Here is a 12,438-nt window from a genome sequence, read left to right as displayed (position 1 = left end):
CCCCTCTATTTGCTCCACTTTAAAACAGGATTTCTTGCAGCTAGTACCTCATCAACCCTTCTTACAGGCGTGTTGTGTGGAGCTTCTTTTAAAAGTTGTGGATTTTCTTTTGCTTCCTCTGATATTTTAATCATCGCTTCAATAAAAGCGTCTAATGTTTCTTTACTTTCTGTTTCAGTAGGCTCTATCATTATAGCTTCATCAACAATTAATGGGAAATATATTGTAGGCGGATGGAAACCGTAGTCTATAAGTCTTTTAGCTACATCTAATGTTCTGATATCATTGACTTTTTCTAAGAGACCAGCTAAAACAAATTCATGCATGCATACTTTGTCAACAGCTACTTTATAGTGATTTTTAAGTTTTTCTTTAAGATAATTAGCATTTAAGACGGCCATTTCGCTGGCTCTCTTAAGTCCTTCAGCTCCCATGGTCAAAATATAGGAATAAGCCTTTATAAGCACGTTGAAATTACCATAAAAGCTTCTCACTTTTCCAATAGAAAGCGGCCTATCATAGTTTAAGCTATATATGCCTTCCTTAAACTCTATTACGGGCACTGGCAAAAAGTCGGCAAGCTCTTTTTTGACACCTACAGGTCCTGCGCCAGGTCCTCCACCACCATGAGGTGTAGAAAATGTTTTATGAAGATTTAAATGCACAACGTCAAATCCCATGTCTCCAGGACGTGTAATTCCCATTATAGCATTTAGATTTGCACCGTCGTAATATAGAAGTCCTCCTGCTTCATGTACTAGTCTTGCGATTTCTACTATATTTTCTTCAAAAAGCCCCAAAGTACTAGGGTTTGTCAGCATAAGTCCTGCTACTTCATCATTTAAAACAGCCTTTAAGGCTTCTAAATCTATAGCCCCTTCTTTGTTGGATTTAATTTCAATAACGTCAAAACCTGCAACTGTTGCACTGGCGGGGTTAGTACCATGAGCAGAGTCTGGCACGATTATTTTTTTACGTTTTTTGTCATTTCTGTGCTCGTGATAGGCCTTAATTATCATGAGTCCCGTCAATTCTCCGTGGGCACCTGCAGCAGGCTGTAATGAAAATTTGTCCATTCCAGTTATTTCAGAGAGCATATTTTCTAATTCATACATGAGTTTCAAAGCGCCCTGTACAGTTTCTACTGGTTGATAGGGATGTAGAGCTGTAAAACTGACAAGGGATGCCATGTCTTCATTTATTTTAGGATTGTACTTCATAGTACAAGAACCTAATGGATAAAAACCCGTATCGACGCCGTAGTTTTTATTTGATAAAAGGGTATAATGCCTTATTATGTCTACTTCACTTACTTCGGGAAGCTCTATTTCTTCTTTTCTCATCATTTGTTGCGGAAGTATGTCTTCTAAAGGTTTTTCTTCTACATCCAACTTGGGGAGGGTGTAGGCTTTTCTTCCTTTATTTGACAATTCAAATATCAATTTATTGTACTCTTTCATTCTATCACCTCCAGCAGAGCTTTTAACTCATCAATTTCTTCTTTCGTCCTTTTTTCTGTAAAGGCTAGTAACATTGTATTTTTGTATTTGTCGTAATCTCTGTGGAGGTTGTATCCGCCTAATATGCCCTTTTCTAAAAGTTTTTTGTTAATTAAGTCTACATCTACATCAGTCTTTAATGCAAATTCCATAAAGAAGGGCTTGTTAAAAGCAGGTTTATATTTTCCTGATGCGGTAAGCACTGAAAAAGCATAATGAGCTTTTTGAGTACATTGATAAGCCACTTCTTTTATACCTTTTTTGCCCATAGTTGCTAGATATACTGCAGCAGTCAAAGCATTTAATGAGTGATTGGAGCAAATATTTGAAGTTGCCTTTTCTCTTCTTATGTGTTGTTCTCTTGCTTGCAAAGTAAGCACAAAAGCACGTCTACCATCTACATCTTTTGTCTGGCCTACTATTCTTCCTGGCATTTTCCGCACAAGCTTTTGCGTTGTAGCTAAAAAACCAAGATAAGGACCACCAAAATTTAATCCATTGCCAAGAGACTGACCGTCTCCTACAGCTATATCTGCGCTAATTTCTCCTGGCGATTTAAGTATGCCGAGAGGTATTGGATGTACGTAAGTAATGAGCATTGCTTTATTTTCATGTGTTATTTTCTCAATTTCTTGCAGATCTTCGATGATTCCCATGAAATTAGGATACTGTACAATTACTGCCGCGGTGTTAGTCCCAATTTCCGCTTTTAATTTTTCTAAATCTGTTACTCCTTCATTATCGTCTATTTCAATTACTTGTATATCTCTAAAATGCATATAAGTTTTTAAAACTTTTCGCGTTTCTGGATTTACAGTTTTTGAAACTAATATGGTTTTTCTTTTTGTATTTTCACATGCCATAATTGCAGCTTCTGCACAGGCAGTTGCACCATCATACATTGAAGCATTTGTGACTCCCATTCCTGTGAGGTTTGTAATCATTGTCTGGTACTCAAATATAGCCTGTAAAGTTCCTTGACTTATTTCTGGCTGGTAAGGAGTATATGCCGTGTAAAATTCAGAACGGGATATTATATGCTTTACAACAGAAGGAATATAATGGTCATATACTCCAGCGCCTAAAAAACTTGTCAGCTCTTCAAGGCTTTTATTTTCTTTGGCGTATTTCTTTATGTGAGCTGTAAGTTCTATTTCTGACATTGGAGTTCCAAGATTTAAAGGCTTTTTTAAGAGAACTTCTTGAGGTATGTTTTCAAATAGCTCTTCTATAGAATTTTTTCCTATTGTTTTAAGCATTTCTTTTTCGTCATTGGAGGAGGTGGGAAGGTAGGGAAACATATTCTCACTCCTCATCTAAAAATTTTTTATATTCTTCGGCTGTCATCAAATTATCAAGCTGTGACTTGTCTTTGAGTTCTACTAATGCCATCCAACTGCCATAGGGGTCATTGTTTACTAAAGAGGGGTCATCAACAATAGCATTGTTTACTTCAAGCACTTTTCCATCTACAGGTGTGTAAACATCGGAAGCAGCTTTTACAGATTCTACAACTCCAAGTACATCGCCAGCAGAGAGTTCTGCGCCTACTTCTGGAAGCTCAACGTATACTATGTTTCCTAAGGAATGCTGTGCATAGTCAGTTATTCCTATGTATGCTTTATCTCCTTCTACTTTGACCCATTCATGGTCTTTTGAATAATACAAGCCTTCTAAAACTTCCATACCAAATACCTCCTATTTTTTATAATTTTTCTTGTAAAAGTTTTTGCTTATGATTAAAGCCTTAAGTGGCTTATTTCTTATCACAATTTCAATTTGATTCCCTAATTGTGCATGTTTAGAATCAATCAATGCAAGGCCTATATTTTTCTTTAGTGTAGGAGAGAAATACCCTGTTGTTACATAACCTATTTTTTGATTGTCAGCGCGAACTTCATAGCCGTGTCTTGGGATTCCATTGTCTATCATTTCAAATCCCACGATTTTACGCTTAAGCCCTTCTTCTTTTTGCTTTAATAGAGCATCTTTTCCGATAAAGTTGCCCTTGTCAAATTTGACGAAAAACTCAAAACCTGCTTCTAAAGGAGTTATTTCTTCTGAAAGTTCATTTCCGTATAGAGGCAAACCTGCTTCAAATCTCAAAGTATCTCTTGCACCTAATCCTGCCGGTTTAAGTCCATATTCTTTTCCAACTTCAATTATTTTTTCCCACAATTCTACTGCGTATTTATTAGGCATGTAAATTTCAAAGCCATCTTCACCGGTATATCCTGTTCTTGATACTAGGCATTCAATCCCAGCTATTTTTACATTGTCTTTAAAGTAGAAAAATTTAATTTCTGAAAGATCAGTATCTGTAAGTTTTTGAAGTATTTCTTCTGCTTTTGGACCTTGTATTGCAAGCTCCGAAATTTCATCTGAAATGTTATTTATCTCTACCTCATATACTCCTTTGTTATCCTTCATCCATTTATAATCCTTTTCTATATTAGCCGCATTTACAACCAAGTAGAAGTGTTCATCAGAATATTTGTAGACTAATAAGTCATCTACAACGCCACCATTGTAATTGCACATAAAAGTATAAAGGACTTGATTGTCTTTTAGTTTTGACAGATCATTTGTTATGAGATTTTGCAAAAAGTTAAAAGCTTCTCTTCCTTTTACAGTAATTTCTCCCATGTGAGAAACATCAAAGAGCCCTGCCGCATTTCTCACTGCTTCGTGTTCAGAGATTATACTTTCAAATTGAACAGGGAGAGCCCATCCTGCAAAGTCAATGATTTTTCCATTATATTTTTTGTAAAGGTCAAAAAGAGGTGTTTTTTTGAGGTTATCCAAACATACCACACCCTTTCATAAAATTTAAAAGAGGAGTTATGATGAGCACAATTAAAACACAACAAGAGAATATGCCATGCCATCACAACTCCTCTGTTTTTTAACCTGAGAGCTTCTACTTAAAGTATTGCTCCTTCGGTGCTCTTCCGAGCTTTCCAGAGGTCTATCCGATAGCGATACTTTTGCCTGAGAGCTTCTATAAAGGCTTGGCGGGCCTTTATATTTCCCCTTCGGCTATCTTTTTACAAAGATATCTCTCGCTATCATCATCTAGAACAGTATTAAATTTTTTTAAAATATGCTATACTTTTATTATATTATATTCCATTAAATAGTCAATAATCAAAACGAGGAGAGGTGGTTATGTTATATATTTACAATAAGAACACAAATCCCTATTTTAATTTAGCAGCTGAAGAATACGTTTTAAAAGAATTTCAAGAAGAATGTTTCATGCTGTGGAGGAATGAACCTAGCATTATAGTAGGAAAAAATCAAAATACATTAGCGGAAATAAATTTAGATTATGTGAGACAACATAAAATTCCGGTTGTCAGAAGATTATCAGGAGGAGGAGCGGTTTTTCACGACCTCGGCAATTTAAATTTTACTTTTATAGTAAATGAGGATGTCAGTAGTTTCAGCGATTTTAAAAGATTTACACAGCCAATTATAGATGTGCTTAGAAAACTTTCTGTTAATGCTGAGTTTTCAGGGAGAAATGACATAACAATTGACGGCAAAAAAATTTCAGGAAATGCGCAATATTATTACAAAACTAGAATATTACACCATGGAACACTTTTGTTTTCTTCCAGCATTACAGATTTGTCAGCGGCACTGAAAGTACGACCTGTAAAATTTGAAGATAAAGGTGTAAAATCTGTGTCTAAAAGAGTCACAAACATAAGTGAGCATTTGAAAGAGCCTTTTACGATAGAACAATTTATAGACCTCATTATGAATCACATTAGAGAACAAACCGCTGAAAGTGAAATGTATGAATTTACATCGGAAGACATACAAAAAATAGAGAAATTGGTCAGGGAAAAATATAGCACATGGGAATGGAATTTTGGAACATCGCCAGATTACAGTTTTAAAAATGAGAAAAAATTTACTGGTGGCACTGTAGAGGTAAATTTAAATGTAGAAAAAGGAATAATAAAAGATATAAAAATTTACGGAGACTTTTTTGGGAAATACGATGTTTCAGAGGTAGAAAACCTTTTAAAAGGAGTAAAGCATTCAGAAGAGGAAATAAAAAAAGTACTTTCAAATATTGATATAAACGATTATTTTGCCAACATAACTGTTGACAATTTAATAGAAGTGATGTTTTGATAAAAAATACTTTTAAATTGTTGAATTTTTAACTAAAAAGTGATAAGATATATGTAAAAGAAATTGTTAAATAATTATCGTTTTTATTTTATCAAAATTACCCCTTCCCTAATGGGGAGGCTCATACAGAAAATATGATTTATAAATGATTGATGAAATAGAAAGAATTGGAGGCATATTTAGATGGATATAGAAATAAAAGTACCTGCTTTCTCAGATACGATGAAAAGTGGGCGAATTACAAAATGGTACGTAGAAGAAGGACAATACGTGGAGAAAGACTCTTGTCTATGTGATATAGCAGTAAATAAAGTAAATTTTGAAGTGTACAGTAATTATGAAGGCATTATTTCAAAAATTGTTTGTCCTGCTGGAACTACAGTTGAACCAGGAGATGTCATTGCAATTATTGCACACTCTGAAGAAGTAAAGCCTTCTTCTACACAAAAAGAAATTAAACAGGAATACGGATACAAAGAATATGATTTAGCTGTCATAGGGGCAGGTCCTGGAGGATATGTTGCTGCTATTAAAGCTGCTAAAAAAGGTGCAAAAGTAGCCTTATTTGAAAAAGATAAATTAGGTGGTACCTGTTTAAATAGAGGCTGTATACCAACAAAAGCCTATGCAAGAATTGCCGAAGTGTATGACATTTTAAACAGAGCTTTTGAATTTGGATTTGACATAAAAATAAACTCTTTTGATTACACTCAAGTTGTAAAGAGAAAAGATGGTATTGTAGGAGAGCTTGTTGAAGGCATTAATGCTTTGCTTAAAGCTAATGGAGTAGATGTTTTTAATGCTGAAGCAAAAGTTGACAAAGAAAAGAATGTACTATTTGGAGAAAACAAAATCAAAGCGAAAAACATTATTATTGCAACTGGGTCATCACCGGCTGAACTTCCTATTGAAGGCATTAATTCTAAAAATGTCATGAATAGTGATACTATTCTTGAAATGACCTCTTTGCCACAAAGTTTATGCATTATAGGCGGCGGAGTAATAGGCATGGAATTTGCCTTTATAATGAATCAATTTGGAGTGAAAGTGTCAGTTGTTGAAATGATGCCTAATATACTTCCTACACTTGATAAAAAGATAAGCTCATCTATAAAATTCGCTGCACAAAAAAGAGGAATCAAGATATATACTTCTTCAACGGTTGAGAGAATAGACGAAGAAGAAGGCGGCGGAAGTATAGTAACAATAAAGAGTGGAGAGAATATAAAACGCATATACGCAGACAAAGTATTTGTGTCAATAGGAAGAAAATTAAACACAGATATTGGACCGATTGCAGAACTATTAGAATTTGAAGGAAAAGCTATTAAAATTGATGAGCACATGAAGACAAATATAGAAGGAGTTTATGCAGTAGGTGATGTCACAGGCAAGATGATGTTAGCCCATGTGGCTTCTGCACAAGGGGAAGTAGCAGTTGACAACATTTTTGGCGAATCAAACACATTAGATTATATGAAAATACCTGCTGCAGTATTTACAGAGCCAGAGATTGGATATTTTGGATACACAGAAGACCAAGCAAAAGAAAAATTTAAAGAAATAAAGGTAGGAAGATTTGATTTTAAGTTTAATGGAAGAGCAAAAACTTATGGAGAAACGGATGGATTTGCAAAGATAATCTCAAATGAAAATGACGAAGTAGTTGGCGCATGGGTAATAGGCAGTGGAGCTTCTGAACTTATACACATACTTTCGACTGCTTGTCAGGCGGGAGCAAAAGTAGAAGACCTGAAAAAAGCAGTTTATGCTCATCCCACTAAAAGTGAAACCATTATGGAAGCTGTGAAGGACATCTTTGGTGAGTCTGTACACAAAGTGTAATTTTAACGTCATTTATCTATATGCTTTTGAAGCTCTTATAGAGCTTTCGAAATACATAAAATTTGAAAAATAAAAGGAGGAGTTTAAAATGGCAGTTGAAACTTTTAAAGCGGTTTCAAGAAAATTACCAGAAGGTTTAGCAGTTGAAAGCGAGGTAAGAGGCTTTAAAATAATCTTAGATGAACCTAAAGAGCTAGGTGGCACGAATAAAGGGATGAATCCTGTAGAGGCTTTACTTTGCGCTTTAGGTTCTTGCCAGACAATTGTGGCATCAGCTTTTGCAAAAGCGAAAGGTATAGACCTACAAGGCTTTTGGGTAGAATTAGAAGGAGACCTTGATACAGACGGATTTATGGGAAAAGCTGATGTAAGGCCGGGTTTCCAAGAAATAAGATTTAAAATGCATATAAAGACAGATGCTCCAAAAGAAAAAGTAGAAGAATTTGCAAAGTTTATAGAAAATACCTGCCCAGTAGGAGATTCTTTAGCAAATCCAGTAAAATTAGTTTTGTCAGATGTGATTGTTGAATAATAATAAAAAACACTCCACCTTTTTGCGGTGGAGTGTTTTTTATATAGAGGATTTTTAAGATTTTTGTAGAACTATAATAATAAAACTATTGTTTTAGGGGGATTAGAGATGAACTTTGAAGACAGAGTGGCAAAAAGAGCGAAGTCCATAGAAATATCTACCATAAGATATTTCTTTAACATGGCACGAGAGGTGCCGGGAGCAATATCCCTTGCTATTGGAGAACCAGATTTTGTAACGCCATTCCACATAAGAGAGGCAGCAAAAAAAGCCCTCGATGAAGGCAAAACAGGATATACTGTAAATCCTGGACTTATTGAATTGAGGCAAGAAATTTCGAATTATCTTAAGAGGAGGTATAACCTTTCTTACAATCCGGAAACTGAAATTTTAGTTACAATTGGGGCTACAGAAGCTATATACGTCGCTTTAAATACTTTGGTAGAAGAAGGAGACGAAGTATTAATTCCAGAACCTTCATTTGTGGCATACCATCCTTGTACAATTCTTGCAGGTGCTAAATCTGTTTTTGTGCCAACATATGAAGAGGATGATTTTGTATTAAGGGCAGATGTTTTAGAAAAGTACATTACGGACAAATCAAAAGTGTTAATTCTTCCTTATCCTAATAATCCAACTGGCGCGGTAATGCCAAAAGAAGCGATGGAAAAGATAGCTGAAGTGGTTAAAAAATATGACCTTATTGTGGTTACTGATGAAATTTATGCTGAGCTAATATATAGTGGTTTTGAACACGTAAGCTTTGCTTCTTTAAAAGACATGTGGGAAAGAACAGTTACTATAAATGGTTTCTCGAAGTCATATGCGATGACAGGATGGCGTCTCGGATATATAGCTGCACCGGAATATTTTGTGAAACACATGACCAAAATACACCAATACGGCGTGACAGCAGCAGCTACAATGTGCCAGTATGCCGGAGTTGAGGCTATAAAAAATGGGGATGAAGATATTTTAAGAATGAGAGAAGAGTATGACAGGAGAAGAAAGTATTTACTTCAAAGTGTGAGAGAAATGGGACTTTCCTGTTTTGAACCTAAAGGTGCTTTTTATATATTCCCATCAATAAAAAAGACAGGTCTTACGTCGACAGAATTTGCTAGAAGACTCCTTTACGAAGCAAAAGTTGCGGTTGTTCCGGGAAATGCTTTTGGAGAAAATGGTGAAGGATATGTTCGTATGGCTTATGCAACCTCTATGGAAAACCTAGAAGAAGCAGTAAAAAGAATGAAAGAATTTATGTCAAAGTTTTAAAAATAAACTGCGGAAGATGAATAACTTACCTTCCGCAGTTTATTTTTTTGTTATTTTATTAGTTTATTTTTGCCACATTTACATTGCAAAATGTTAAGCTTTTCATTATCATATAAATAGAATATAATTTAAATTGAAAGAGGTGATAATTATCACACTCAATGAAAGAAGTAAACAAATTCTTATGAAACTTATTAATTCTAATGAGCCTATTAAAATTTCTGACCTCGCAAAAATATTCAATGTAAGCAGCAGAACTATAAGATATGACCTTGATACAATTGATGAATTTTTAAAATACAACAGTTTGCCACAATTGATACGCAAACCAAATGTAGGTGTGAAATTTTCTGAACTATTGGAATACAAAAACAAGGTTTTATCTCTCTTTGATAATCTTACACCCTATTACTACAACTTATCGCAACAAGAAAGGGTAAATATTATCTTAAGTGAACTTATACAGCAAAGAGATTATATAACTATAAATAACCTGGCGGATAAACTAATGGTTTCAAGAAGTACCGTTATAAATGACCTAAAAAACGTAAGAAAGTGGCTTATAGAACATGGACTTCAGTTGAAGTCTGCACCGAAATATGGAATCAAAGTTGTGGGGGATGAAAAACAATTACGACGAGCTGCTATAGAACTTCTGACAGAGGCAATTGACATTGATAAGGCGCTGGATATTGTAAAATCTCCAATTTATATCCGTTCTAGTGTGGGAATTGACAAACAAATTACTAAGCTATTTGAAGATATAGACATACCTTATATCGAGAATTGCATACAAATAGCAGAGAAGGAACTGGAAACGGTTTTTTCTGATGCTGCATTTTCTGGCCTTGTAATCCACATAGCAATAGCAATTAAAAGGATACAACTTGGGAAAGACATAATTATGCCAAAAGAAGAATTAAAAGCTTTGGAAATTACAAAGGAATTTGCTGTGGCATCAAATATTGCAAAAATGTTGGAAGACCATTTTAAAGTTTCTATTCCTCTTGATGAAATCGGGTATATTACTGTTCATCTTCTTGGAAGTAATGTTTCAAAAACACGTCCTTATCCTAATGAAAACTGGGTTGAGTACCAGTTATTGACTGAAAAAATTATTATAAATGTCACCAACAAAATACACCAAGATTTGTCAGAAGATAGGCAGCTTTTTGAAGGGCTTTTAGACCATTTAAGGCCTACAGTATACCGGTTAAAACACGGACTTAAATTAAAAAATCCTATTTTAGATGAGATTAAAGCAAATTATAAAGAATTGTTTGAGATAGTCAAGGAAAGTTTAAAACCTTTAGAAGATTATACAGGCAAAGCATTAAACGACGAAGAAATAGGTTATTTTACAATACATTTTGGTGCTGCAATTGAAAGATTAAAAGTAACATCAGCCACTAAGCCTAATATCCTCGTGGTATGTGGTACAGGAATAGGTACAGCGAAACTTCTTTCTTCTAGATTACAATCAGTTTTTGATGTAAATATAGTAGATACTGTTGCATACCATCAGGTAAAAGAAATTTTAAGAGAAAAAGATGTAGATTTAATAGTGTCTACTGTTCCAATCCAATATGAAGGAATTAAAACTATTGAAGTGAATCCCCTTCTTACAGAAAAAGACATAGAATTATTAAAAGACCTTGTTATTAAACCTAAGGTGCAAGGGACAGTTATTGATGATTTAATAAAAATAATAGAAAAACATTGTGTGATAGAAAGTCGTGAAAAATTAATAGAAGATTTATCAAAATTTTTAAATGTAGCATCATATGAAAATACGAGAGGAGTTGCAAAACCCGTGTTAAAAGACCTTTTGACTAAGGATACTATAAAACTAAATGTTGAGGCAAAAGATTGGGAGGAAGCAGTGAAGATAGGAGGTGAGTTGCTAGTTAAAAATGGTTTTGTTGAGCCTCAATACGTTGAGGCAATGATAAAAACTGTAAAAGAAATGGGACCTTACATTGTAATTGCACCAGGTATAGCAATGCCCCATGCAAGACCTGAAGCAGGAGCAAGAAAAATAGGTATGAGTTTAATCACACTAAAAAATCCTGTTAACTTTGGGAACAAAGAAAATGATCCAGTAAAAATTGTAGTTTCTCTCTGTGCAATTGATCATTCTTCACACCTTAAAGCATTATCCGAACTGGTAGAACTTTTGGGGGATGAGGAATTTGTGTCTATCTTAACAAAAGCCCAGAGAAAGGAGGAGGTTTTGGGATATATTGAGGAATATAGAAAAGGAGGAGAGAAAATTGTTTGATGCAAGAGAGGCTATAAAAAAGAGAATAAAAGTCTTAAATTATATGGACGATGAAATGATAGCTAAGATACATTTAATTAGCTCGGAAATAGTAGAATGTATTAAAAATGGAAACAAAGTTTTAACATGTGGCAATGGCGGAAGTGCTGCTAATGCACAACATATTATAGGAGACATAGTTGGTAGATTTAAGAGAGAGAGGAGGGGATTTGCGGGGATAGCTTTAACTGTAGATACAAGTACTTTAACAGCAATAGGGAATGATTATGATTATAGTGTAGTTTTTGAAAGACAAGTAGAAGGAATAGGTAAAGGAGGAGATATACTTATTGCGCTTAGTTCAAGTGGAAATTCACTAAATGTTATAAAAGCGGTCGAGAAAGCAAAAAAAATTGGTATTAAAACGATAGGTCTGCTAGGAAATAATGGAGGGAAAGTAGGGAAATTAGTAGATATAAGTATTACAATACCTGAGAAAGAGTCTGATCTCTGTGAAGAATTTGCTATGACTCTTAGTCATATAATATTGGAAGAAGCTGAGGCAAAATTGTGTGAGCTGATTGATAAAGGAGTGATGGTATGAATATTGTAACGGTTTGTGGCATGGGATTTGGTACTAGTTTAATTCTTAAGATGGCGGTTGATGAAATTTTAAAGAAAAATGGAATTACTGCTAATGTAGAAGCATGTGACCTGGGTTCTGTAAAAGGAAAAATAGCAGATTTAGTTGTTTCCACTTCTGAATTAGAACCAGAGTTAAAGAAGTTAAATTTTAATGTAGTATTTGTAAAAAATGCAATTGATAAAAAAGACATTGAAGAAAAAGTGTTGGAAGCAATAAAAAAATTAAAATAAAG

General features: G+C 34.4%; 11 protein-coding genes and 1 riboswitch. Of the genes, 7 read left to right on the top strand and 4 right to left on the bottom strand.

Features of this window, described 5'->3' with window-relative positions; all coding sequences use genetic code 11:
- Positions 1-5: 5 nt before the first annotated feature.
- From gcvPB to gcvT, 4 genes are read right to left on the bottom strand one after another with little or no spacing between them, the layout of a single operon-like run.
- Complete coding sequence (gene gcvPB / locus THYS13_RS08590) at positions 6-1,460, bottom strand: aminomethyl-transferring glycine dehydrogenase subunit GcvPB (protein WP_042834153.1); 1,455 nt, start codon at positions 1,458-1,460, stop codon at positions 6-8.
- Positions 1,457-2,800, bottom strand: a complete 1,344-nt coding sequence (gene gcvPA / locus THYS13_RS08585) for an aminomethyl-transferring glycine dehydrogenase subunit GcvPA (protein WP_042834152.1) — start codon at positions 2,798-2,800, stop codon at positions 1,457-1,459. The genes gcvPB and gcvPA overlap by 4 nt, the downstream gene beginning before the upstream one ends.
- A 4-nt stretch (positions 2,801-2,804) precedes the next feature.
- Complete coding sequence (gene gcvH / locus THYS13_RS08580; RefSeq protein ID WP_029688416.1) at positions 2,805-3,185, bottom strand: glycine cleavage system protein GcvH; 381 nt, start codon at positions 3,183-3,185, stop codon at positions 2,805-2,807.
- A 12-nt stretch (positions 3,186-3,197) separates the two neighbouring features.
- A complete protein-coding gene (gene gcvT / locus THYS13_RS08575; protein ID WP_042834151.1) occupies positions 3,198-4,304 on the bottom strand; it encodes a glycine cleavage system aminomethyltransferase GcvT in 1,107 nt (368 codons plus the stop codon).
- 164 nt (positions 4,305-4,468) lie between these two features.
- A riboswitch (glycine riboswitch) is annotated at positions 4,469-4,574 on the bottom strand.
- Between the two features lie 93 nt (positions 4,575-4,667).
- Here gcvT and THYS13_RS08570 point away from each other — a divergent pair.
- The 7 genes from THYS13_RS08570 to THYS13_RS08540 all read left to right on the top strand — a co-directional run bounded on the left by THYS13_RS08570 (position 4,668) and on the right by THYS13_RS08540 (position 12,436).
- Entirely contained in the window at positions 4,668-5,648 is a 981-nt protein-coding gene (locus THYS13_RS08570; RefSeq protein WP_042834150.1) for a lipoate--protein ligase, read from the top strand.
- A 183-nt stretch (positions 5,649-5,831) separates the two neighbouring features.
- Positions 5,832-7,493, top strand: a complete 1,662-nt coding sequence (lpdA, locus tag THYS13_RS08565; RefSeq protein ID WP_042834149.1) for a dihydrolipoyl dehydrogenase — start codon at positions 5,832-5,834, stop codon at positions 7,491-7,493.
- Positions 7,494-7,581: 88 nt separating this feature from the next.
- The gene (locus tag THYS13_RS08560) at positions 7,582-8,025 is read left to right on the top strand and encodes an OsmC family protein (RefSeq protein WP_042834148.1); all 444 of its coding nucleotides are present in this window, start codon (positions 7,582-7,584) and stop codon (positions 8,023-8,025) included.
- A gap of 108 nt (positions 8,026-8,133) precedes the next feature.
- Complete coding sequence (locus THYS13_RS08555) at positions 8,134-9,300, top strand: pyridoxal phosphate-dependent aminotransferase (RefSeq protein WP_042834147.1); 1,167 nt, start codon at positions 8,134-8,136, stop codon at positions 9,298-9,300.
- 133 nt (positions 9,301-9,433) lie between these two features.
- The gene (locus tag THYS13_RS08550) at positions 9,434-11,581 is read left to right on the top strand and encodes a BglG family transcription antiterminator (protein ID WP_042834146.1); all 2,148 of its coding nucleotides are present in this window, start codon (positions 9,434-9,436) and stop codon (positions 11,579-11,581) included.
- On the top strand, positions 11,574-12,164 hold the full coding sequence (locus tag THYS13_RS08545) for an SIS domain-containing protein (RefSeq protein ID WP_042834757.1): 591 nt from the start codon (positions 11,574-11,576) through the stop codon (positions 12,162-12,164). The genes THYS13_RS08550 and THYS13_RS08545 overlap by 8 nt, the downstream gene beginning before the upstream one ends.
- Positions 12,161-12,436: a PTS sugar transporter subunit IIB gene (locus tag THYS13_RS08540; RefSeq protein ID WP_042834145.1), complete on the top strand. Its 276-nt coding sequence runs from the start codon at positions 12,161-12,163 to the stop codon at positions 12,434-12,436. The genes THYS13_RS08545 and THYS13_RS08540 overlap by 4 nt, the downstream gene beginning before the upstream one ends.
- Positions 12,437-12,438: the final 2 nt, after the last annotated feature.

The organism is Thermoanaerobacter sp. YS13, from assembly GCF_000806225.2.
Lineage (GTDB): Bacteria > Bacillota > Thermoanaerobacteria > Thermoanaerobacterales > Thermoanaerobacteraceae > Thermoanaerobacter > Thermoanaerobacter uzonensis.
Note: the sequence above shows the minus strand (reverse complement) of the source record. Positions and strands in the feature narration are given on the sequence as shown.